This window comes from Tersicoccus mangrovi (assembly GCF_036881825.1).
Classification (GTDB): Bacteria; Actinomycetota; Actinomycetes; order Actinomycetales; family Micrococcaceae; genus Tersicoccus; species Tersicoccus mangrovi.
This window is the reverse complement of the sequence record NZ_JBAJMW010000008.1, coordinates 11,433-33,331: the sequence shown is the minus strand read 5'-3', so window position 1 is coordinate 33,331 and position 21,899 is coordinate 11,433. Positions and strand designations below refer to the sequence as shown.

Sequence of the window (21,899 nt, the reverse complement as noted above, 5' to 3'; positions counted from 1 at the left end):
GATCCGGTGAGTTGGACCGACCACCGGCCGCCGTGGTTGCCGCCGATCCCGCCCCCGCACCCGGGGCGCTGGCTGATCGCCATCGGGCTGCTCATCCTCGCTGGTGCCTTCGTGTTCATCCTCGTGATGACCGTGGTCGGCGGCACCCACACGCTCTGGACGCTCGTGACGATCCTCGTCGGCCTGGCGTTCCTCCTCGGCGGCCTGCTCACCCGCCGGCGCGGGCGATGAGCGGGCGCGCCGTCCGCACCCCGGCCACACCGCTGCAGCGCCGGGTGCTCGTCATCGCGATCCTCGCCTCGTTCATCGCGATCCTCGACGGCTTCGTGGTCAATCTCGCCCTGCCGGCGCTCGGCCGCGAACTCGGCGGCGGGCTGAGCGCCCAACAGTGGGTGGTCGACGCGTACCTGCTGACCCTCGGCGCGTTCATCCTGCTCGCCGGGGCGATCTCGGACGTCGTCGGCCGCGGACGCATCCTGCAGTTGGGTCTGTGGGGGTTCGGCATCACCTCCCTGCTGTGCGCCGTCGCCCCGAACCCGGAGCTGCTGATCGCCGGCCGTGCTCTGCAGGGGGTGTGCGGCGCGATGCTCGTGCCGAGCTCGCTCTCGCTGATCATGGCTCACTACGACGGGCGGGAGCAGGCCGCCGCGATCGGCACGTGGACCGCCTCGACGGGGGCCGCGACCATCGTCGCCCCGCTGATCGGGGGCCTCGCGGTGGACCTCGTCGGGTGGCGGATCATCTTCGTCGTCAACATCGCGCCGATCGCCGTGTGCCTGGCGCTGCTGCCCGTGCTCATGCGCTCGGACCGGCGGCGACCCGGGGTGCGCATCGACGCGCTCGGCGGGACGTTGACCGTCGTCGGGCTCGGCGGCCTGGTCTTCGCGCTGATCGAGGCCGGGCGGCTGGGGTGGGCCCACCCGCTCGTGCTGGCCTTCACCGTCATCGGCGTCGCCGGGATCACCGGGCTCGTGGTGCACGAACGGCGCGCCCCCGCCCCGATGATCCCGCCGGACCTGCTGCGGATCCGCAACGTGGCCTGGGGCAACGCGGCGACGTTCGGCATCTACGGCGCCCTCGGCCTCAGTTCGCTCGTGCTCACCCTGTACCTGCAGCAGGTGGCCGGCTTCCGTGCCACCACGGCCGGGCTGGCCACCCTGCCGACCACCATCATGATGATCGCCTTCTCCGCGCCGATCGGCCGGCTCGCGGGCCGGTGGGGAGCCCGCTGGTTCATGACCATCGGCCCCCTGACGGCCGCCGTCGGCCACCTGCTCATGCTGCGTGTGCACCCCGACCTGGACTACGTGCGGGACCTGCTGCCCGGCGTCCTGCTGTTCGGCGCCGGGCTGACCATCACGGTGGCGCCGCTGACGTCGGCGATCCTCGGCGCCGTGCCGCAGGACGTGGCCGGGGTCGGCTCGGCCATCAACAACGCCGTCGCCCGCATCGCCGGGCTCGTCACCACCGCGTCCGCCGGCCTCGTCATCGGGGGCGCCCTGGACACCGCGGGCCTGCACCGGGTGCTCGTCGTGTGCGCGGCCCTGCTCGCGGCCGGCGCCCTGCTCTCGGCCGTCGGCATCCGAACGCCGGGTCCGGCGCCGAGCCGGCCCGACGCGGCGAGAGCCTGACCGGCACCGATCCGCGCCGGCCGGGGCGCCGACCGGGCAACGCCGTGCCTCGCGTCAGGCCACCTGCCATCATGGACGGATGACCGGAACCCTCGGCGATGCCGCCGCGACCCTCTCGTCCGCCGTCCCGGATCCCGCCGACGCCCCCTGGTGGACGCGCGCGGTCGTCTACCAGATCTACCCCCGCAGCTTCGCCGACGGCGACGGCGACGGTTTCGGCGATCTCGCCGGCATCCGCTCCCGGCTCGACCACCTCGCCGACCTCGGCGTCGACGTCATCTGGCTGTCCCCGATCTACCCGTCCCCGCAGCACGACAACGGCTACGACATCGCCGACTACCAGGACATCGATCCGCGCTTCGGCACGCTCGAGGAGTTCGACGAGCTGCTCGCCGCGACCCACGAGCGCGGCATGAAGCTGATCATGGACCTCGTCGTCAACCACACCTCCGACGAGCACGCGTGGTTCACCGACTCGCGCTCCTCCCGGACTGCGGACAAACGCGACTGGTACATCTGGCGCGACCCCCGGCCCGGCTTCACCGGCGGCACGCCCGGCGCCGAGCCGACCAACTGGCGGTCCTTCTTCTCGGGGTCCGCGTGGCAGTGGGACGAGGCCACCGGCCAGTACTACCTGCGCCTCTTCGCCCCGCAGCAGCCCGACCTGAACTGGGACAACCCGGACGTCCGTCAGGCCGTGTACGCGATGATGCGCTGGTGGCTCGACCGCGGCGTCGACGGCTTCCGCATGGACGTCATCAACCTCATCTCCAAGGGCGAGTACGTCGACGTCGAACCGGTGACCTCCGGGATGCCGCTGGGGGCCGAGCAGTACGCCAACGGGCCGCGAGTGCACGAGTACCTGCAGGAGATGCACCGGGAGGTGTTCGCCGGCCGGGACGCCGAGCTGATGACGGTGGGGGAGACCCCCGGCACCCCGCTCGAACACGCCCAGCTCTACACCGACCCGACCCGCGCCGAGGTCGACATGATCTTCCAGTTCGAGCACGTGGGGCTCGACCACGGCAAGGGCGGCAAGTGGGACCCGGCCACCCTGGACCTGCGGCACCTCAAGGCCAACCTCGCCCGCTGGCAGGACGGCCTGTACGGCCGGGGCTGGAACTCCCTGTACCTGAACAACCACGACCAGCCGCGTCTCGTCTCCCGGTTCGGGGACGACGGGCAGGCGGCGGTCGAGCAGGGCGACGTCGACGGCGGCAACCGGACGCGCTACGCCTCCGCGACCGCATGGGCCGCCGTGCTGCACCTGCAGCTCGGCACGCCGTTCATCTACCAGGGCGAGGAGTTCGGGATGACCAACGTCCCCTTCGCCGGGATCGAGGACTTCTTCGACGTCGAGGCCGTCAACCACTACGCCGAGGCGGTGCAGCAGCAGGGGGCGGACCCGCGGGACGTGCTCGCGGCCCTGCGCCTGATGACGCGGGACAACGCCCGCACGCCCGTGCAGTGGGACGACTCGGTGCACGGCGGGTTCAGCGCCGGGTCGGACCGGCCGGACGCCACCCCGTGGATGCCGGTCAACCCGAACTACGCGACGATCAACGCCGCGGCGGACCGGGCGTCGAGCCGGTCGATCTTCCGCTTCTACCAGCGCCTCATCGAGCTGCGCCACACCGACGACGTCGTTGCCTTCGGCCGGTTCGACCTGCTCGAACCCGACCACGAGCAGCTCTTCGCGTTCACCCGGACCCTCGGCGAGCGGGTGCTGCTCGTTACCGCGAACCTGAGCGGGCAGGCCTGCGCGCTGCCGGCGACGTGCCGCCGGGACGGCGCGACGCTCGTGTTGACCAACCTCTCCGAGGACGAGCGGGGCGAGACGGACCCGGCCGTGCTGCGGCCGTGGGAGGTGCGCGTCACCGCTGTCACCGTCGCCGCCACCGCCTCGGTCACCGCGGGCGCGCCGGACGCCGGCGCCGGGGCCTGACGTGACGCGGCGGGCGCGGCCGGGTGTGCTGCTGGTGAGGTCGCTGCTCTCGTTCCTGCTCGAGATCGGTGCGCTGATCTCCCTGGGCGTGGCCGCGTTCCACCTGCTGTCACCGGGCTCGGCGGTGCCGCTGGCCATCACCACACTCGTCGTCGTCGTCCTCGCGTGGGGCCGCTGGATGGCGCCCCGCGCGGCGCACCGGGTCGGACGGCCCGCCCGGCCCCTGCTCGCGGCCGGCTTCCTGCTCGTGGCGGCCGCGCTGCTCTCGTTCTCGGGGCTCGGGTGGCCGGGGCTGGTCATGGCCGGCGGCGCCGTCGTGCTGTTCGCGCTCGAGCAGCTCGGCGTGGGTCCGGACGAGGAACGCCCGGCGCGGGTGCTCAGTCCGCGGCCGACACCGGCCGACGGCGCTCAGCGGCGGGGTGCCCCGGACGCGGGCTGAGCGTGCAACCGGGGTGCTCGCCGCGGCTGACCACCCACACGGCGGCGACCGCGGCGGGGGTGAGCCGGACGTCGGTCCGCCCGGCGAGCTTCCTCGCGGCGGGGTCTGCGTGAGCGTCCTTGAGGCCGAGGTCCTTGCGCACGCGCATGCCGCCGGCGTCGCCCGCGCCGGTGCCGGCCCCGACCGGACCGTCCGCCAGCAGCGTCAGGGCGCTGTCCGGTCCGATGCCGAGGTCGGCGAGCTGCCGCAGCAGCGCCGGATCCGCGTCGCTGACCCGGCGCACGCGCACGGGGTGGTCGACGTCGAAGTCCGCCAGCGGCGTGGCCTCGACCACCGGCACGGTGCCGTCCCGGCGGGGGATGGGGTCGCCGTGCGGGTCGCGGTCCGGGTCGCCGAGCCGCTCGGCGATCGCTTCGATGAACCGGTCCGAGACGGCGTGCTCGAGCCGCTCCGCCTCGTCGTGCACCTCGTCCCACCCGTACGCGAGCTCGGTGGCCAGCCACGTCTCGAGCAGCCGGTGCCGCCGGATCATGGCCACGGCGAGCACGCGCCCGGCCTCGGTGAGCTCCACGGGCCGGTAGGGACGGTGGACGACGAGCCCGCGCTCGTCGAGCCGGCGCACCATCTCCGAGGCGGACGCGCTCGTCACCCCGAGCCGGGCGGCCAAGGCCGTCGTCGTGATCGGCGCCGGGTGCCACTCGGTGTGCGCGTGGATGGCCTTGACGTAGTCCTCGACGCTCGCGCTCGCGGCGGATGCGGTCTCCGCCGGGTCCCGGCGTCGCGCGCTCACGTGGCGGCGCCCGTGACGGTCAGCCACAGCAGCAGCACGTTGAGCGTGACGATGAGCGCCACGGCCGTCCACGCCAGCACCCGCGTCAGCACGGGGTCCCGGTACCGGCCCATCAGCGAGCGACGGCCCGTGTAGCCGACCAGGGGGATGACGGCGAACGGGATGCCGAAGGAGAGCATCACCTGCGAGATCACGAGCGCCCACGTCGGGTCCACCCCCACGGCCAGCAGGACGACGGCGGGGATGAGGGTGAGCGCCCGGCGCACCAGCAGCGGGATGCGCCAGCGCATCAGCCCGCCCATGATGACGGCGCCGGCGTAGCTCCCCACCGAGGTCGAGGCGAGCCCGGAGGCGAGCAGCCCGATCGCGAAGAGGACACCGATCACCGGGCCGAGCGCGGAGACGATCGCGGCGTGCGCGCCGGGGATCGTGTCGGTGCCCTCGCGGCCGCCGAGCGTGGACGCGGCGAGCAGCAGCATGCCGATGTTGACCAGCCCGGCGACGGCGAGGGCCCCGCCGACGTCGAGGCGGGTGGCGCGCAGCACGAGCCCGGTGTCGCGGCGGGCGTGATGGCGGTCCCGGCTGAGCGCCGAGTGCACGTAGACCGCGTGCGGCATCACGGTGGCGCCGAGCATGCTCGCGGCCAGCAGCACCGACTGCGGGCCGGCGAAGTGCGGCACGAGGCCGCCGAGCACGCCGCCGGCGTCGGGCGGGCTGATCACGAGGCCGGTGAGGAAGCCGAGGGTGATGACGGCGAGCATCCCGACGACGATCCGCTCGAACGGCCGCTGCCCGTGCCGGGTCTGCACGACCAGGACCCCCATCGACACGAGGCCGACGATCAGGCCGCCGACGGGCAGGGGCAGCCCGAACAGCAGCTGCAGCGCGATGGCGCCGCCGACCACCTCGGCGAGGTCGGTGGCCAGCGCCACGAGTTCGGCCTGGACCCAGAAAACCCGCCGCGGCCAGGGGGAGAGGCGCTCGCCGAGCAGTTCGGGCAGCGAACGGCCGGTGACGATGCCGAGCTTCGCCGACTGGTACTGGACCAGCACGGCGACGGCGTTGGCCGCGACGAGCACCCACACGAGCAGGTAGCCGAAGGTGGCCCCGGACGTGAGGTTGGCGGCCACGTTGCCCGGGTCGACGTACGCGACGGCGGCGACGAACGCGGGTCCGAGCATGGCCGCGGACGGCCAGCGCCGGCGCCGGCGTGGTGCGGGATCCGCCGGGGAGGTGCCTGCCGTCGCTCCGTCGTCCTGCCCGCCCGGTCCGTCGAGGCGCGCTCCGCCGTCGTGCCGCTCATCGTCCGGTGCGGGGGTGTGCGGCACCGCATGCTCCGGCGCCGCATCCGGGACGGTTCCCACAGGCCGGCCGGAAGAGTTAGGCATACCTGAAAATTACCGCCGGCGACGGCGCGCGGCAATGCGCGTCCACGCCGCAGACCGGGGGACCAGCTCGGAGGAGAGCCGGAGGGATCGGGCGGTCAGCCCTGAGCGGGCGTGAGCGCGAGTTCGTCGAGGCCGGGGTTGAGCCGGCGCAGGACGTCGGTGTGCAGCCGCGCGTTGCTGGCCAGCGCGTTGCCGCCGAACGGCCCGTCGACGCCGTCGAGCGAGGTGAAGCGGCCGCCGGCCTCGGTCACGATGGGCACCAGGGCGGCCATGTCGTGCAGGTTGAGGTCGGGTTCGCACGCGATGTCGACGGCGCCCTCCGCCACGAGGCAGTAGGACCAGAAGTCGCCGTACGCGCGGGTGCGCCAGACCGTGTCGCTGAGGTCGAGGAACGCGTCGAGGACGCCGCGGTCACGCCATCCACCGAGGGAGGAGTAGGAGAGCGAGGCGTCCGCGAGGGTCCCGACGTCGGAGACCCGCAACCGGGTGGCGGCCGCCAGGGACCGGCCGGTGAAGGCGCCGCCGCCCTCGGCCGCCCACCAGCGCTTGTTCAGCGCGGGGGCGGAGACCACCCCGACGACCGGGCGGCCCTCGTCGATCAGGGCGATCAGCGTCGCCCACACGGGGACGCCGCGCACGAAGTTCTTGGTCCCGTCGATCGGGTCGATCACCCAGCGGCGCGGACCCGAGCCGGTCGAGCCGAACTCCTCGCCGAGCACGGCGTCGCGGGGCCGCACACGGGCCAGCTGGGCGCGGATCGACTCCTCGGCGGCCGTGTCGGCGTCGCTGACCGGCGTCATGTCCGGCTTCGTCTCGACCTTCAGATCCTGCGCCTTGAACCGCGCCATGGTCTGCGCGTCGACGGCGTCGGCGATGACGTGCGCCAGGCGCAGGTCCTCGGTCCAGGGCGAGGAGGTCCGGTCGCGGGTTGTCATGCTGTTCACGGTATCGTCTCCGGGCTGGGGCGCCCGAGCCGGGCGCGCGGTGTCCACGCGCTCACGGTCACCGGGCGGTACGGGGGCGGGTGCGGGTCAGGGGTGCGGGTCAGGGCTCCGTCTCGAGGGCGGAGCCGAGCTCCTTCTCGGCGGACGCCTCCGCCTCGCCGACGCCCAGCAGGCGGCGGAACGAGGCGAGCCGGGCCGGTCCGGCCGGGCCGGCGCCGCCGTCGGCCACCCAGGCGTCGAGCTCGCAGCCGTCCTCGGCACTGCGGTGCTCGCAGCCGCGCGGGCACTCGTCGGCCCCGGGCTCGAGGTCCTCGAAGGCCCGCAGCAGCGTGTCGGCGGAGACGTGCGCCAGCCCGAAGGACCGGATGCCGGGGGTGTCGATGATCCAGCTGCCCGGCGCGGAGTCGGCCACCCGGATCGCGAGGGCCGACGAGGAGGTGTGCCGCCCGCGGCCGGTCACGTCGTTGACGGATCCGGTGGCCCGGTCCGCGGCCGAGAGCGCGTTGACGAGCGTGGACTTGCCCACCCCCGAGTGGCCGATGAGGACGCTGATCCGCCCGTCCAGCCGTTCGTGCAGGGTGCGGATGGCGTCCGGGTCGAGAGCCGCGTCCTCGCTGTCGCTGTCGTCGTCCTCGTCACCGACGGTATGGGAGGTGCTCGACGCGCTGCCGGTCCGGCTGATGACGACGGGCAGGTCCAGGTGCGCGTAGTTGGCGAGGAACGGGGCGGGATCGGCGAGGTCGGCCTTCGTCAGGCACAGCAGAGGAGTGATGCCGGCGTCGTAGGCCGCCACGAGGGCCCGGTCGACGAAACCGGTGCGCGGCTCGGGCCGGGCGGCGGCGGTGACGATGACGAGCTGGTCCGCGTTCGCGACGACGACCCGCTCGACCGGGTCGGTGTCGTCCGCGCTGCGGCGCAGCACCGTGGCGCGCTCCCGGATCCGCACCAGCCGGGCGAGGGTGTCCTCGGTGCCGGTGACGTCGCCGACCAGGTCGACCTCGTCGCCGGGCACGATCGCGGTGCGGCGCAGTTCCCGGGCGCGCGCGGCGATGACGACCCGCTCGTCCGGGGTGTCCTCGTCGACGACGGTCGTGTACCGGCCGCGGTCCACGGTGATGACGCGCCCGATCACGGCGTCGCGGTGCTCGGGGCGGTCCTTCGTCCGCGGCCGGGTGCCGCGCTTGTTGGGGCGGATCCGGACGTCGGACTCGTCCCACTCCCGGCTGCTCACCGGGTCCTCGCGTGCGTGCTCACGGGGCGGCTCAGGCGAGGCCGGCGAGCATGCGGGCCCACAGGTCGGCGAACTCGGGCATCGTCTTGGCGGTCGTGGCGATGTCCTCGACCCGCACGCCCGGTGTGACGAGGCCGAGGACCGCGCCGAATGTCGCCATCCGGTGGTCGGCGTAGCTGTGCAGGTCGGCGGCGTGCAGGTCGCCGCCGTCGATCACCAGCCCGTCCTCGGTCTCCGTGGTGGGCGCGCCGGCCCGGGTCAGCTCCTCGCGCAGCGCGGCGAGCCGGTCGGTCTCGTGGCCGCGCAGGTGCGCGATGCCGTGCAGGCGGGAGCGGCCGGGGGCCACGGCGGCGAGGGCGGCGACCGTGGGGGCGAGCTCACCGGCCGCGGAGAGGTCCAGGTCGACCGGGCGCAGGTGGGTCGGGCCGGTGACGGTGAGCAGATCGGGGCCGCGGGTGACGGTGGCCCCGAAGGCGGGCAGGATGTGCCGCCAGTGGTCCCCGCCCTGGGTGGTGTGCTCCGGCCAGCCGGTGAGGGTGACGCGGCCGCCGGTCACCAGCGCCGCGGCGAGGAAGGGACCGGCGTTGGAGAGGTCGGGCTCGACGGCGACGTCGAACGGGCGCACCGCGCCGGGCTCGACGGTCCACACGTCCGGGGTGCCGTCGTCGACGACGACGCCCATCTCGCGCAGCACCTGCACGGTCATCTCCACGTGCGGGAGGCTGGGGATGGGCGGTCCGGCGTGCTCGAGGCGCAGGCCGGAGGCGAACCGGGGAGCGGCGAGCAGCAGCGCCGAGACGAACTGGGAGGACGCGGAGGCGTCGATGACGACGCGGCCGCCGGTCACGCTGCCGGTGCCGTGGACGGTGAAGGGGAGGGCGTTCCGGCCGTTGTCCTCGACCTCGACACCGAGCGCCCGCAGCCCGTCCAGGACGGCGCCCATGGGACGGCGCCGGGCGCCCTCGTCCCCGTCGAACCGCACGGGTCCGGACGTCAGGGCCGCCAGCGGGGGGACGAACCGCATCACGGTGCCGGCGAGCCCGCAGTCGACGGACCGGGGCGCCTCAGCCGCGCCACCCGCGTCGGGCGTGTCGGTGGGGATCGCGGCGGTGAACCGCCAGTCGGGGCCGAAGTCGCCGTCACCGGGAATCTCCTCGACGGATGCCCCGAGGGCACGGACCGCGGCGAGCATGAGGTGCGCGTCCCGGGAGTGCAGCGGGGCCCGCAGGCGGGAACCGCCCCCGGCGAGGGCGCCCAGGACGAGATACCGGTTGGTCAGCGACTTCGACCCGGGCACGCTGAGCACCGCGTCCACGGGTTGCGTCGCGAGCGGAGCCTCCCACCAGGGGAGGCTCCGCTGCGGTGCGTCGGTCGTGCCGGTCATCGGGTCGGGCTCAGAGGATGCCGGCGGCCTTGAGCTGCTTCTCGGCCTTCTTCTGCCACTCGGAGACGTTCTTCGACGCGTTGCGGCTCGCGTTCTTCGACGTCTTCGCGGCCGTGCTCTTCACGTTCTTGCGGACGTCGGCCGTGCTCTTCTGCAGATTCGTGCGCGCGTCCGCGGTGCTCTTCTGCACGTTCTTCTTCGTGTCCGCCGCGACGCTGCGGACGTTCTTCTTCGCGTCCGCGGCGGTCTTCGCGATGTTTTTGCGGGTCTCCGAGCGCTGCGCGGAGCGCTTGGCGCTGGTCGCGGCGTGCTCGGCGCGCCAGGCCAGGGACGGCTTGCCGTTGCGGTCGACGGCGGCCAGGGCGGCGCCGCCGGCGAGGCCGACGTTCTTGAGCAGCTGCGTCCGGCGGGCGGTCTTCTGCTCGGCCGTGTCGGCCGGCGCCTGCGAGAACTCGACCCACGCGTTGACCGCCTGGGTGCCCACGAGCACGGTCGAGGCCAGCCGGCTGAACCTGCCGATGGCCAGCAGCGCACCCGCGCCGGTCTGCACGCCGCCGAGCACCCGGGTGACCGTGACCTCGTCGCGCGTGTACTGGGCGACCTGCGGGGCCACCGAGCGCAGGCCGCCGAGCACCGGCTGCAGCGAGGAGGCCTGGGTGGCGGCGTTCCTGACCCGGTCGATGCCGGAGAGGACGAAGGTGCCGGCGAGGGCGGGGCGGGCGAAGAAACGAACGAGCGTCATGATCTGCCTCCAAGCGGTGGGACGACGGCGCCGACGTGCGGTGACGGCCGTGCTGGCCGGCGGTCCACGGCGGCGCCGAGGGTCGGTGCTTGTCAGTTTTCCATCTTTTCCGCCCTCCGCCCACCCGGGCCCGACGCACGGGGCCCCGCAGAGCAGGATCGGAGCTGGATCGGGACGGTGTCTGGACGGTGCCGGGAGGGGAAAAGGCGGTCGGCCTCCCGGGGCCCGGGGAATAACAGGTCGGTTCGCCGTGGTTGGCATCTGGCGGAAGGAACGGTCGATCGCGACGACCGATTCGGAACGACCAGGACGGACACGGGAGGAGGGGCCATGCCGGTGCTCGAAGCGACGCCAGTAGACTGGACGACGATGACTTCAGCACCCCGCACGCCCCCTCCGGCGGCCGGCGCCGCCGCGAGCGACGCGCCGACCGATTCCCCCGATGTCGACGTCGCCACCGAGACGGCGGAGGAACGCCGCGCCCGTTTCGAGCGGGACGCGCTCCAGTACGTCGACCAGCTGTACTCGGCCGCCCTGCGGATGGCCCGCAACCCCGCGGACGCCGAGGACCTGGTCCAGGAGGCCTACGCCAAGGCCTTCTCGGCCTTCCACCAGTACAAGCCGGGCACGAATCTCAAGGCCTGGCTGTACCGGATCCTGACCAACACGTACATCAACCTCTACCGCAAGCGGCAGCGGGAGCCCCAGCAGTCGCAGTCGGAGAACATCGAGGACTGGCAGATCGCGCGGGCCGAGTCCCACACGTCGACCGGGCTGCGCTCGGCCGAGGCGGAGGCCCTGGACCACCTGCCGGACTCGGACGTCAAGCGCGCCCTGCAGGAGATCCCCGAGGACTTCCGGCTGGCCGTCTACCTCTCCGACGTCGAGGGCTTCGCCTACAAGGAGATCTCGGAGATCATGGGGACGCCGATCGGCACCGTGATGTCGCGCCTGCACCGCGGCCGGAGGTTGTTACGAGAGAAGCTGTCCGACTACGCCGCGGACCGCGGTATGAAGGTGAGCAGCACCAAGGAGAAGACGACATGAGTGAGGACGACTGCACGGCCCTGGGGGGCTGCACGGATTCCAGGATCGAGCGACTCTACGAGTACCTCGACGGAGCGTTGGCGCGCGAGGACATCGCCGAGATCAAGGCGCACCTCGACCACTGCCCCGAGTGCGTCCAGGAGGAGGAGGTCGAGCGGGTGATCCGCACCGTCGTGCGGCGCAGCTGCGCCGAGACCGCTCCCGAGACGCTCAAGGCCACGATCATCAGTCGCATCACCGCCGTTCGCGTCTCCCGTTGACCACGTGACCGCCCCGCCGGCGGCGGCCGAGCCGTCACCGCCGGCAGTCGTGCGGGCATGAGAAAGGGCCCTCGGACATCGTCCGGGGGACCTTTCTCATGCCGTCAACGGCTCAGGTGTTCGGCCGCTTGCCGTGGTTGGCCCCACCGCGCTTGCGGTCGCGGCGCTTGCGTGCCCGCTTGCTCATCACTGCCTCCTTCGCCGTCGGTCGTCATCGTCGCCGTCCATTCTCCCACAGTGGGAGCCGTGCTCCGGACCCGGTCGCCGCACGGCTGAGGACGGGAGCTGTCCGCATCGACTCCTACGCTGGCGTCCGTCAGTCCCTCACGAACGTCCCTCACGAGCTGGAGAAGCCATGGATCTGCGCTGGTACTCGATCGTCATCGACAGCCGCGACGTCGCCGCCCAGGGTCGCTGGTGGGCCGAGGTGCTGAACTGGCAGGTGGTGTACGAGGCCGAGGACGAGGTCGTCGTCATCCCGCGCTGGGCGGAGGAGACCGTCGCCTCGACGCCGTTCGACCGGGTGCCGCCGGGGCTGGTCTTCGTGACCGTGCCGGAGGAGAAGGCGGGCAAGAACCGCCTGCACCTGGACCTGGCGCCGCACACGAGCCTGGACCGGGACGAGCAGATCGACCGGCTGCTGCGGCTCGGCGCCACCCGAGCCGACGTCGGCCAGGGCCCCGACGGCACGTGGGACGTCTTCGCCGATCCCGAGGGCAACGAGTTCTGCCTGCTCTCCTCACGGGATCAGTAGCGGGGCGACGCCGGTTGAACCAGGGGGCCGGCCGTCACGCGGGGACGGGCAGCCGCATCCACTCGTACCAGCCGCGGTGCAGCACGAGCCACGCGAGCAGGCCGTACCCGGCCTGACCGGGCCGGCCGTCGTTCGCGGCCAGGTCCGCGCGCCACTGCTCGTGGTGCTGCAGCGGCGTGAAGGTGTCGACGTAGATGTGCCGCCGCCGGGTGGTGACGTCGGCGAACGCGGCGGACAGGTCCGCGAGGCGCCGGTTCCGCACCGGGTCGAGTCCCGGGGGCGGCCCGACGACGATCACGGGGATGCCCTGCTGCGAGGCCCCGTCGATGATGTTGGCGAGGTTGAGCCGGCTGCGGGCGCTGGAGACCTCGACGTCCAGGTCGTGCGCGGCGAGGCCCACGACGAGGCGGTTCTCGGCGCCGTCCTCGAACCGGCGGCCCACCTCGTCCTGCCACCGGGCGGCCAGCGCCTCGGTGCCCTCCTGCGGGGCGGCCAGGGTGTACGCGGCCAGGTCCAGGTCGTCAGTGGGGGTACGGGCGATCACGCGGCCGAACCAGCCCAGGGCACGCGGGTCGCCGACGCCGGCCAGCAGCTCGTCGCCGACGGCGCTGATGCGGACGGTGCGTTGCTCGAACACGGCGGAGACGACCCTTCCCTGGTGGGGACAGAACGAGAGAGCGAGATGGTGCGGAGAGCCGCCGACGGGCGCCGTGGACCGGCCACGGCGCCCGTCGCGGGGTGGATCAGTTCGCGCCGAACGCCGAGGAGACGAGCCCCTGCAGTTCCACCGCATGGCGCTTGGCCGACCCCGTGGCGGGGGAGGCCGAGGCCGGGCGGGACACGAGCCGCACCGGGCGGTCGAGCTGCGGCGCCAGGTTCAGGCCCATGAACGGCCACGGACCCTGGTTCGCCGGCTCGTCCTGCGCCCAGACGATCTCCGCGTTCGGGTACGTCGCCAGCTGGGCCCGCACCTCCTCGAGCGGCAGCGGGTAGAGCCGCTCGACCCGGATGATCGCGGTGTCGGTGATGCCCTGCTTCTCCCGGTGCGCCGCGAGGTCGTAGTACAGCCGGCCCGAGACGATGACGACGCGCTTGACGTCCCCCGCCCGCAGGTTCGCCTGGTCGCCGATCACGGGCTGGAACGTGCCCTCGGTGAAGTCCTCCACCGAGGAGGCCGCGGCCTTGAGGCGGAGCAGCTGCTTCGGCGTGAAGACGATCAGCGGCCGGCGCGGCTTGCTGAACGCGTGCCGCCGCAGCAGGTGGAAGTGCGACGCCGGGGTCGTCGGGTTGGCCACCGTCATGTTGTCCTCGGCGCACAGGGCCAGGTACCGCTCGATCCGCGCGGAGGAGTGGTCCGGGCCCTGCCCCTCGTAGCCGTGCGGCAGCAGCAGGGTGAGCGAGGACCGCTGACCCCACTTCTGCTCGGCCGAGGAGATGAACTCGTCGATGATGGTCTGGGCGCCGTTGGCGAAGTCGCCGAACTGCGCCTCCCACAGCACGAGGGCGTCGGGCCGCTCCACCGAGTAGCCGTACTCGAAGCCCATGGCCGCGTACTCGCTCAGCAGCGAGTCGTAGATCCACAGCTTCGCCTGGTCCTCGGTCAGGTGCGTCAGCGGCGTCCACTCGTCACCGGTCATCCGGTCGTGGAACACCGCGTGCCGCTGCACGAACGTGCCACGGCGGGAGTCCTGGCCGGCGAGCCGGACGGGCACGCCCTCCATGAGCAGCGACCCGAGCGCGGCGAGTTCACCGAAGCCCCAGTCGATGCCGCCCTCGCGGGACATCGCCTCGCGCTTCTCGAGCAACGCCTTGAGCTTCGGGTGCACCGTGAAGCCCTCGGGGATGTCCAGGTGGGCCTGGCCGATGCGGGCCAGTCGCTCAGCGCTGATGGCCGTCGAGTCCGGCACGATGATCCCGCCGTCGTCCTCCTGCTGCGCGGTGGGGCGCTCGAGGTCGGAGACCGCGTCGCTGTCCTTCGTCACCACCGGCATCGGGGAGGTCTGGGCGGCGTGCGTCTCGGAGAAGACCCGTTCGAGCCGCTCCTGGTAGTCCTTGAGCGCCTGGTCGGCCTCCTCCTGGCTGATGTCGCCGCGGCCGACGAGGGCCTCGGTGTACAGCTTCCGGGTGGAGCGCTTGTGCTCGATGAGGGTGTACATCATCGGCTGCGTCATCGAGGGGTCGTCGCCCTCGTTGTGGCCGCGGCGCCGGTAGCTGATCATGTCGATCACGACGTCCTTGTGGAACCGCTGCCGGTAGGCGTACGCCATCTGGGCGACCCGCACCACGGACTCGGGGTCGTCCCCGTTGACGTGGAAGATCGGCGCCTGCACCATCCGGGCGACGTCGGTCGAGTAGACCGAGGAGCGCCCTGAGGACGGAGCCGTGGTGAAGCCGACCTGGTTGTTGACGATCACGTGGATCGTGCCGCCGGTGCGGTAGCCGCGCAGCTGGGAGAGGTTCAGCGTCTCGGCGACGACGCCCTGGCCGGCGAACGCGGCGTCACCGTGCACCTGGACGGCGAGCACCGGGAATGAGGTGGGGCCGTCGGAGCCCTGGTTCAGCCGGTCCTGCTTCGCCCGCACGATGCCCTCGACGACGCCGTCGACGGCCTCGAGGTGCGACGGGTTGGCGGCCAGGTAGACCTTGGTCTTGTTGCCCTTCTCGGAGACGTACGAGCCCTCGGTTCCGAGGTGGTACTTCACGTCACCGGAGCCCTGGACGGACTTCGGGTCGACGACGCCCTCGAACTCGCGGAACACCTGGGCGTAGGTCTTGCCCGCGATGTTGGTCAGCACGTTGAGCCGGCCGCGGTGCGCCATGCCGATGGCCACCTCGTCCAGCCCGTCGTCGGCCGCGTTGTCCATGATCGCGTCCAGCAGCGGGATGAGGGACTCGCTGCCCTCGAGGGAGAACCGCTTCTGACCGACGAACTTCGTCTGCAGGAAGGTCTCGAACGCCTCGGCGGCGTTGAGCTTGGCGAGGATGTGCAGCTGCTCCTCGCGGTCCGGCTTCTTGTACGGGTGCTCGAGCCGGTCCTGGAACCACTGGCGTTCCTCGGGGGACTGGATGTGCATGTACTCGATGCCGACGTTGCGGCAGTACGCGTCGCGCAGGACGCCGAGGACGTCGCGCAGCAGCAGCTTCTGCTTGTCGCCGAAGCCGCCCGTGGGCCACTCGCGGTCCAGGTCCCACAGGGTGAGGCCGTGGGTGCGGATGTCGAGGTCCGGGTGCTTGCGCTGGACGTACTCGAGCGGGTTGATGTCGGCCATCAGGTGGCCGCGCACGCGGTACGCGTGGATGAGCTGCTGGATCCGGGCGACCTTGTTGATCTGCTCGATCGGGTCGACCTGCACGTCGTGCGCCCAGCGGACCGGCTCGTAGGGGATCCGCAGGACCTCGAAGATGTGGTCGTAGAAGTCCTGCTCGCCGAGCAGCAGCTGGTGCACGAGGCGGAGGAACTCGCCGCTGCCGGCCCCCTGGATGACCCGGTGGTCGTACGTCGAGGTCAGGGTGATGATCTTGCTGATCGCGTGCTTGGCCAGCGTCTTCTCGCTGGAGCCCTGGAACTCGGCAGGGTACTCGAGGGCGCCGACGCCGATGATGGCGGCCTGGCCCGCGGAGAGCCTCGGCACGGAGTGCACGGTGCCGATGCCACCCGGGTTGGTCAGGGAGACCGTCGTCCCGGAGTAGTCCTCCATGGTCAGCTTGTTGTTGCGGGCCCGCTTGATCAGGTCCTCGTAGGCCGTCCAGAACTCGACGAAGTTCATCGTCTCGGCCTTCTTGATGTTCGGCACGACGAGCGTGCGCGAGCCGTCCGGCCTCGGCAGGTCGATGGCGATGCCGAAGTTCACGTGCGCCGGCTGCACAGCGGTGGGCTTGCCGTCGACCACCTCGTAGCGCACGTTCTGCGACGGGAACGCGGCCAGGGCCCGCACGACGGCGAACCCGATGAGGTGGGTGAAGGAGACCTTGCCGCCCTGCGCCCGGCGCAGGTGGTTGTTGATCACGATGCGGTTGTCGACCAGCAGCTTCGCCGGGACGGCCCGCACGGTGGTGGCGGTCGGCACGGTGAGGCTGGCGTCCATGTTCGCGGCCACGGCCTTCGCGACACCCTTGAGGACGGTGCGGGTGTCCTCCTCGGTGCGCTGGTCCCGGTCGTTCGCGGGCAGCTGCGCCGGAATGGGCGTGCGGATGCGGGTGCTGTTGGTGCCCGGCTCCGCGACGGGGGTGGGCTTGGCGCCCAGGATCGTCGAGCGGGAGCCCTTGGCGTCGGCGTCGGGATCCGCGGGGTTGGTGGTCGGACCCTCGTCGGTCACGTCCGAGCCGCTGCGGCGGGACTCCTGGGGGGTGCGCTCCTGCGGGGCCTGGGCCTGCTCGGCCCGCGGTGCGGCGGGGCTGGCGGGAGCGGTGCCGTTGCCCGCCTGACCGTTCGGCGTGTCCGCCTCGAAGGAGTCGAAGATCGGCCACCACTTCTGGTCGACCGAATTCCGGTCCTTCGTGAACTGTTCGTACAGTTCATCGACGAGCCACTCGTTGCCCGCGAACTCCTCGGGAATGCGCTGGTGTGGTTGGTGTGGCAATGAATTCGCCTCTTCCGTCTGTGCTGCCCGATCCACCGTCGCCTCACACACGCTCAGGCCGTACGCGCGACGTGCCGGACGTCCCGTGGTCGGCTCGTCATCAGGCCGCGCGTGGTCGCGCCTGGGCAGCGGAGACCACCGCCAGTCTAGTGACCATGGGTGAGGGTGGCTAATCACGGCACCGCCGACGGCAACACGGCGATCGACGTGATCCACGACACGTCGAGAGTGACCCGGGTGAGCATCGAGACGGCGCGGCGACGGCGCGAGATTCGAACACCACGGCGGGCGGAGATTTGTCCGCGGCGCTCGCCGGACGGTATCGTGGTGAGGTTTTGCCCCCCGGATGACCACCCGGACTGCCGCAGGAGAGCACCGAGAATGAAGTTCCTCACCGAGCCGACGACCGACCTGACCTACGCGGACGTGTTCATGGTGCCGTCCGCCTCCGACGTGGTCTCCCGCCTCGACGTCGACCTCGCGACCGACGACGGCACCGGGACCACCATCCCCATCGTCGTGGCCAACATGACCGCGGTGACCGGCCGGCGCATGGTCGAGACGGTCGCCCGCCGCGGCGCGCTCGGCGTCCTGCCCCAGGACGTGCCGCTGCCGGTGATCGCCGAGGTGACCGCCTGGGTCAAGGGGCGGCACACCGTGTTCGAGACCCCGGTGCGGCTCGGCCCCGCCGACACGGTCGTCGACGCCCTCCACCTGATCGGCAAGCGCGCCCACGGGTACGTCGTCGTCGCCGACGACGAGGGGCACGTCCTCGGCGTCGCCGGCGAGGCCGATCTGGCCGGTGTCGACCGTTTCGCCTCCCTCGAGTCCGTGCTGCGGCCGGTGCCGACGGTCGACGCCGCCGGGCTGGACGCCGCGGACCTCGCGTCCGACCCGGCCCGCGCCGAGGCCGCGCTGCGCGAGGCCTTCGCCGTCCTGAACGAGACCGCGTCCGGGTTCGCACCCGTGGTGCGCGACGGCGTTCTCGCCGGCGCCCTGACCCGCACGGGCGTGCTGCGCTCGGGCCTCTACCGTCCCGCCGTCGACGCGCAGGGTCGCCTGCGGGTCGCCGCCGCGGTCGGGATCAACGGCGACGTCGCCGCCAAGACCCGGGGCCTGCTCGACGCCGGGGTCGACACGCTCGTCGTCGACACCGCCCACGGCCACCAGCGCCGCATGATCGACGCGCTGCGCGTCGTCCGCTCCCTCGCCCCGCACGTGCCCGTCGTCGCCGGCAACGTCGTCAGCGCGGCCGGCGTGCGGGACCTCGTGGACGCGGGCGCCGACATCATCAAGGTCGGCGTGGGCCCGGGCGCCATGTGCACCACGCGCATGATGACCGCGGTGGGCCGGCCCCAGTTCAGCGCCGTGCTCGAGTGCGCCGACGAGGCGCGCGCGCTCGGCAGGCACGTGTGGGCCGACGGCGGCGTCCGCTACCCGCGCGACGTCGCCCTGGCCCTGGCGGCCGGCGCGAGCCAGGTGATGATCGGTTCCTGGTTCGCCGGAACCCACGAGAGCCCCGGCGACCTGCAGGAGGGCGCCGACGGCCGCCTGTACAAGGAGAGCTTCGGCATGGCCTCGGCCCGCGCCGTGCAGAACCGCACCCAGCGCGAGGAAGCGTTCGAGCGGGCGCGCAAGGGCCTGTTCGAGGAGGGCATCTCCAGCTCGCGGATGTACATCGACCCCGCGCGGCCCGGCGTGCAGGACCTGCTGGACGGCATCACGTCGGGCGTGCGCAGCTCGATGACCTACGCCGGCGCGCGCACGCTCACCGAGTTCCGGCAGCGCGCCGTCGTCGGCATCCAGTCCGCCGCCGGGTACGAGGAGGGCCGCCCGCTCGCCCAGAGCTGGTGAGCGGGGCCTGCCCCGTTCCGCCCGTTTCAGGGCGGAAGTGCTCTTGTAGACTGGAACTCTTATGGGACGACACTCACCCCGCCGATCCGTGAGGAGGGCCCCGGGCGCAGCTGATGCTGCCCCGGGTCGAAGTTCCTCCTGGCCCCTCGGGGCCGTCCGTACGAGCGCCGCCGGGCTGCCTGACCGGCACGCTCGATTCCCGCTGCCGGTCCGGAGCCGTTGATGGAATGGCTGCTCCTGCTGGCGGGTGTCGTGCTCGTGCTCGGCACCGGCTTCTTCGTCGCCGTCGAGTTCTCCCTGGTCGCCCTCGACCAGACCCAGGTCCAGCGCTCCGTCGCCGCCGGTGAACCCGGCGCCGAGGCACTCCTGCGCTGCCTCAAGAGCCTGTCGACGCAGCTGTCCAGCTGCCAGCTCGGGATCACGCTGACGACGCTGTTGACCGGTTACGTCATGGAGCCCTCGCTCGCGACGCTGCTGCGCGCTCCGCTGCTCGCCGTCGGGGTACCGGATCCCCTGCTGCACGGCATCGCCCTCGTGGTGGCCATGATCATCGCCACCCTGTTCTCGATGCTGCTCGGCGAACTCGTGCCCAAGAACATCGCCATCGCGATCGCCCTGCCGCTGGGCCGGGCGCTGGCCCGCCCGCAGCTGATGTTCACCGCCGTGTTCAAGCCGGCGATCATCGTGCTCAACGGCTTCGCGAACCGCATCCTGCACCTCATGGGCCTGGAGGCGAAGGAGGAGCTCTCCGGCGCCCGGTCGCCCGAGGAGCTCTCCTCGATGGTGCGGCGCTCGGCGCAGCTGGGCACCCTGGACGCCGGGACGGCGACCTTCGTCTCCCGCACCCTCGGCTTCGCGAGCCAGACGGCTGCCGACGTCATGACGCCGCGGCCCCGGATGGCGTCGGTGGACGGCGAGGCGACGGTCGCCGACGTCGTCGAACTGGCCCGCAGCACGGGCTACTCGCGCTTCCCCGTGCTCGGCGCGTCGGTCGACGAGATCCGCGGCGTCGTGCACGTGAAGAAGGCCATCGGGGTGCCGGCCGAGCGCCGCGCCCACCTGGCCGTCGGGGTCATCATGACCGACGTCCTGCGCGTGCCCGAGACCGTCCACCTCGACGCGCTGCTCGCCGAACTGCGCGACGGCAACCTCCAGCTGGCCGTCGTGCTCGACGAGTACGGCGGCACCGCCGGCATCGTCACCCTCGAGGACCTGGTCGAGGAGATCGTCGGCGAGGTCTCCGACGAGCACGACCGGGTCAAGCCCGGCGTGCTGCAGAGCGCGGCGGGGGACTGGTACTTCCCGGGCCTGATGCGCCCCGACGAGGTCAGCGAGCAGATCCCCGGCCTGGCCGTGCCGGACGAGTCCGGGTACGAGACGGTCGGCGGCTTCGTGATGAGCGAGCTCGGCCGGATCCCGGTCCCGGGCGACACCGTGCCGCTGGAGGCCGGAGTGCTCACCGTCGAGCGCATGGACGGCCGCCGCCTCGACCGGATCCGTTTCACGCAGCGACCGAGCGACACCACGACCGACGGCCCGACGCTCGACGGCACGACACCCGAGAGCACGACACCCGACGGCGGCGCCCGACGCGATGCCGGCGACGGTGCCGGCGACGGTGCTCCCGTCACGGCGACGCGGACACGGCTGTCCGGCTCGCACGCCGTCGCCCCGACGCAGACGGGAGGGCGGACCCGATGAGTGACTGGTTGGGCATCGTCTGGCTCGTCGTCCTGCTGATCGGCAACGCGTTCTTCGTCGGCGCGGAGTTCGCCATCATGTCCGCGCGGCGCAGCCAGATCGAGCCGCTGGCCGAGACCGGGCACCGGCGCGCGAAGACCACGCTGTGGGCGATGGAGAACGTCTCCCTCATGCTGGCGTGCTCGCAGCTGGGCATCACCGTCTGTTCGCTGCTGATCCTGCAGGTCGCCGAGCCGGCCATCCACCACCTGATCGCCGATCCGCTCGGGATCGTGGGGCTCTCGGAGGAGGTGGCGTCCGTCGTCGGATTCGCGGCGGCGCTGTTGATCGTCACCTTCCTGCACGTGACCCTCGGCGAGATGGTGCCGAAGAACATCTCGGTCTCCGTGGCGGACCGCGCCGCGCTCGTGCTGGCCCCGCCGCTCGTGTTCGTCGGCCGCCTCGTCAAGCACGTCATCATGGCGTTGAACTGGACGGCCAATCACGTCGTGCGGCTGTTCGGCGTCCGCCCGAAGGACGAGGTGACCTCGACCTTCACCCTGGACGAGCTGGCCTCGATCGTCGAGGAGTCCACGCGCACCGGCCTGGTCGACGACGAGGCGGGCATCATCTCCGGTGCCCTCGAGTTCTCGGGCCACCACGCGCGGGACACGATGGTGGCCGTCGAGGACCTCGTGACCATCGGGGTCGGGGCGACGCCGGAGGAGTTCGAGCGGATGGTCGGGCGTACCGGCTACTCGCGGTTCGTCTTCGTCGACGAGGCGGGCAACCTGACCGGGTACCTGCACCTGAAGGACGTGCTCGGGATCGACCCGGCCGCCCACCAGCGGCCGATCCCCGAGTCGCACGTGCGCACCCTGGTCAACCTCGCGCCCGAGGAGGAGGTGGAGGACGCGCTGGCCCTCATGCAGCGCACCGGCTCCCACCTGGCCCGCGTCATCGACGCCGACGGCCGGACGCTCGGTGTCCTCTTCCTCGAGGACATCATCGAGCAGCTGGTCGGCGAGATCCGCGACGCGACCCAGACGCAGGACTCGCGCCGCAACGGCTGACGGACGGCGGTGCGCCGCGCGAAGGACGACCCGTCGGGAATGTAACGCAGATGCGAATCGTTCGCGACTGTGGTTAGGATGACGAGGTCGCTTGTTGCGATCCATTGTCATCTCGATCCAGTGTCATCTGGACTCGTCGTCATCGTCGATCCGTCGT

At 72.2% G+C, this 21,899-nt stretch carries 19 protein-coding genes; 10 read left to right on the top strand and 9 right to left on the bottom strand.

The genetic code is table 11. The annotated features are described in order from the left end of the window. The first annotated feature begins 6 nt into the window (after positions 1 to 6). The 4 genes from V6N00_RS14830 to V6N00_RS14815 all read left to right on the top strand — a co-directional run bounded on the left by V6N00_RS14830 (position 7) and on the right by V6N00_RS14815 (position 4,015). Positions 7 to 231, top strand: a complete 225-nt coding sequence (locus tag V6N00_RS14830) for a hypothetical protein (RefSeq protein ID WP_334233479.1) — start codon at positions 7 to 9, stop codon at positions 229 to 231. Then, complete coding sequence (locus tag V6N00_RS14825; RefSeq protein ID WP_334233478.1) at positions 228 to 1,631, top strand: MFS transporter; 1,404 nt, start codon at positions 228 to 230, stop codon at positions 1,629 to 1,631. The genes V6N00_RS14830 and V6N00_RS14825 overlap by 4 nt, the downstream gene beginning before the upstream one ends. 79 nt (positions 1,632 to 1,710) lie before the next feature. Continuing rightward, positions 1,711 to 3,576, top strand: a complete 1,866-nt coding sequence (locus V6N00_RS14820) for a glycoside hydrolase family 13 protein (RefSeq protein ID WP_334233476.1) — start codon at positions 1,711 to 1,713, stop codon at positions 3,574 to 3,576. A 1-nt stretch (position 3,577) separates the two neighbouring features. Beyond that, positions 3,578 to 4,015 carry a YrdB family protein gene (locus V6N00_RS14815; RefSeq protein WP_334233474.1) on the top strand — a complete coding sequence of 146 codons (438 nt, stop codon included), beginning with the start codon at positions 3,578 to 3,580 and terminating at the stop codon, positions 4,013 to 4,015. Here V6N00_RS14815 and V6N00_RS14810 read toward each other — a convergent pair. The 6 genes from V6N00_RS14810 to V6N00_RS14785 all read right to left on the bottom strand — a co-directional run bounded on the left by V6N00_RS14810 (position 3,954) and on the right by V6N00_RS14785 (position 10,494). After that, on the bottom strand, positions 3,954 to 4,805 hold the full coding sequence (locus V6N00_RS14810) for a metal-dependent transcriptional regulator (RefSeq protein ID WP_334233472.1): 852 nt from the start codon (positions 4,803 to 4,805) through the stop codon (positions 3,954 to 3,956). The genes V6N00_RS14815 and V6N00_RS14810 overlap by 62 nt on opposite strands. After that, a complete protein-coding gene (locus V6N00_RS14805) occupies positions 4,802 to 5,986 on the bottom strand; it encodes an Nramp family divalent metal transporter (RefSeq protein ID WP_334233660.1) in 1,185 nt (394 codons plus the stop codon). The genes V6N00_RS14810 and V6N00_RS14805 overlap by 4 nt, the downstream gene beginning before the upstream one ends. Before the next feature lie 302 nt (positions 5,987 to 6,288). Next, positions 6,289 to 7,128 (bottom strand): histidinol-phosphatase, encoded by an 840-nt coding sequence (gene hisN, locus V6N00_RS14800; RefSeq protein WP_334233471.1) that lies wholly within the window; start codon positions 7,126 to 7,128, stop codon positions 6,289 to 6,291. Positions 7,129 to 7,237: 109 nt separating this feature from the next. Next, entirely contained in the window at positions 7,238 to 8,368 is a 1,131-nt protein-coding gene (gene rsgA, locus V6N00_RS14795; RefSeq protein ID WP_334233470.1) for a ribosome small subunit-dependent GTPase A, read from the bottom strand. A gap of 31 nt (positions 8,369 to 8,399) precedes the next feature. After that, positions 8,400 to 9,752: a 3-phosphoshikimate 1-carboxyvinyltransferase gene (gene aroA / locus V6N00_RS14790; RefSeq protein ID WP_334233468.1), complete on the bottom strand. Its 1,353-nt coding sequence runs from the start codon at positions 9,750 to 9,752 to the stop codon at positions 8,400 to 8,402. Positions 9,753 to 9,762: 10 nt separating this feature from the next. Continuing rightward, positions 9,763 to 10,494 carry a DoxX family protein gene (locus tag V6N00_RS14785; protein WP_334233466.1) on the bottom strand — a complete coding sequence of 244 codons (732 nt, stop codon included), beginning with the start codon at positions 10,492 to 10,494 and terminating at the stop codon, positions 9,763 to 9,765. A 330-nt stretch (positions 10,495 to 10,824) separates the two neighbouring features. Between V6N00_RS14785 and V6N00_RS14780 the strand changes: the two genes are divergently transcribed. Further along, positions 10,825 to 11,541: a sigma-70 family RNA polymerase sigma factor gene (locus V6N00_RS14780; RefSeq protein ID WP_416385094.1), complete on the top strand. Its 717-nt coding sequence runs from the start codon at positions 10,825 to 10,827 to the stop codon at positions 11,539 to 11,541. Then, positions 11,538 to 11,801: a mycothiol system anti-sigma-R factor gene (gene rsrA / locus V6N00_RS14775; RefSeq protein ID WP_334233462.1), complete on the top strand. Its 264-nt coding sequence runs from the start codon at positions 11,538 to 11,540 to the stop codon at positions 11,799 to 11,801. Before V6N00_RS14780 ends, rsrA begins: the two co-directional genes overlap by 4 nt. A 112-nt stretch (positions 11,802 to 11,913) precedes the next feature. On the opposite strand, the gene V6N00_RS17235 is transcribed toward rsrA, so the two are convergent. Continuing rightward, positions 11,914 to 11,988 carry a 50S ribosomal protein bL37 gene (locus V6N00_RS17235; protein ID WP_369299106.1) on the bottom strand — a complete coding sequence of 25 codons (75 nt, stop codon included), beginning with the start codon at positions 11,986 to 11,988 and terminating at the stop codon, positions 11,914 to 11,916. Between the two features lie 168 nt (positions 11,989 to 12,156). Here V6N00_RS17235 and V6N00_RS14770 point away from each other — a divergent pair, with 168 nt between their 5' ends. Further along, on the top strand, positions 12,157 to 12,555 hold the full coding sequence (locus V6N00_RS14770) for a VOC family protein (protein ID WP_334233461.1): 399 nt from the start codon (positions 12,157 to 12,159) through the stop codon (positions 12,553 to 12,555). 34 nt (positions 12,556 to 12,589) lie between these two features. Here V6N00_RS14770 and V6N00_RS14765 read toward each other — a convergent pair whose 3' ends face one another. Together V6N00_RS14765 and V6N00_RS14760 are read right to left on the bottom strand one after the other, a co-directional pair. Next, on the bottom strand, positions 12,590 to 13,192 hold the full coding sequence (locus V6N00_RS14765; RefSeq protein WP_334233459.1) for a GDSL-type esterase/lipase family protein: 603 nt from the start codon (positions 13,190 to 13,192) through the stop codon (positions 12,590 to 12,592). 106 nt (positions 13,193 to 13,298) lie between these two features. Further along, a complete protein-coding gene (locus V6N00_RS14760) occupies positions 13,299 to 17,135 on the bottom strand; it encodes a multifunctional oxoglutarate decarboxylase/oxoglutarate dehydrogenase thiamine pyrophosphate-binding subunit/dihydrolipoyllysine-residue succinyltransferase subunit (protein ID WP_334233456.1) in 3,837 nt (1,278 codons plus the stop codon). A 381-nt stretch (positions 17,136 to 17,516) separates the two neighbouring features. On the opposite strand from V6N00_RS14760, the gene guaB1 reads away from it, so the two are divergent. The 3 genes from guaB1 to V6N00_RS14745 all read left to right on the top strand — a co-directional run bounded on the left by guaB1 (position 17,517) and on the right by V6N00_RS14745 (position 21,742). Next, positions 17,517 to 18,989: a GMP reductase gene (guaB1, locus tag V6N00_RS14755; RefSeq protein ID WP_334233454.1), complete on the top strand. Its 1,473-nt coding sequence runs from the start codon at positions 17,517 to 17,519 to the stop codon at positions 18,987 to 18,989. A 222-nt stretch (positions 18,990 to 19,211) separates the two neighbouring features. Then, a complete protein-coding gene (locus tag V6N00_RS14750) occupies positions 19,212 to 20,690 on the top strand; it encodes a hemolysin family protein (protein ID WP_334233452.1) in 1,479 nt (492 codons plus the stop codon). Beyond that, a complete protein-coding gene (locus V6N00_RS14745; RefSeq protein ID WP_334233449.1) occupies positions 20,687 to 21,742 on the top strand; it encodes a hemolysin family protein in 1,056 nt (351 codons plus the stop codon). The genes V6N00_RS14750 and V6N00_RS14745 overlap by 4 nt, the downstream gene beginning before the upstream one ends. The last annotated feature ends 157 nt before the right edge of the window (positions 21,743 to 21,899 follow it).

Coding starts and splice junctions, on each gene's coding strand:
- V6N00_RS14825 (WP_334233478.1), top strand. CDS start 228: ATGAGCGGGCGCGCCGTCCGCACCCCGGCCACACCGCTGCAGCGCCGG.
- V6N00_RS14820 (WP_334233476.1), top strand. CDS start 1,711: ATGACCGGAACCCTCGGCGATGCCGCCGCGACCCTCTCGTCCGCCGTC.
- V6N00_RS14805 (WP_334233660.1), bottom strand. CDS start 5,986: ATGCTCGGACCCGCGTTCGTCGCCGCCGTCGCGTACGTCGACCCGGGC.
- hisN (WP_334233471.1), bottom strand. CDS start 7,128: ATGACAACCCGCGACCGGACCTCCTCGCCCTGGACCGAGGACCTGCGC.
- aroA (WP_334233468.1), bottom strand. CDS start 9,752: ATGACCGGCACGACCGACGCACCGCAGCGGAGCCTCCCCTGGTGGGAG.
- V6N00_RS14785 (WP_334233466.1), bottom strand. CDS start 10,494: ATGACGCTCGTTCGTTTCTTCGCCCGCCCCGCCCTCGCCGGCACCTTC.
- V6N00_RS14780 (WP_416385094.1), top strand. CDS start 10,825: ATGCCGGTGCTCGAAGCGACGCCAGTAGACTGGACGACGATGACTTCA.
- rsrA (WP_334233462.1), top strand. CDS start 11,538: ATGAGTGAGGACGACTGCACGGCCCTGGGGGGCTGCACGGATTCCAGG.
- V6N00_RS14770 (WP_334233461.1), top strand. CDS start 12,157: ATGGATCTGCGCTGGTACTCGATCGTCATCGACAGCCGCGACGTCGCC.
- guaB1 (WP_334233454.1), top strand. CDS start 17,517: ATGAAGTTCCTCACCGAGCCGACGACCGACCTGACCTACGCGGACGTG.
- V6N00_RS14750 (WP_334233452.1), top strand. CDS start 19,212: ATGGAATGGCTGCTCCTGCTGGCGGGTGTCGTGCTCGTGCTCGGCACC.
- V6N00_RS14745 (WP_334233449.1), top strand. CDS start 20,687: ATGAGTGACTGGTTGGGCATCGTCTGGCTCGTCGTCCTGCTGATCGGC.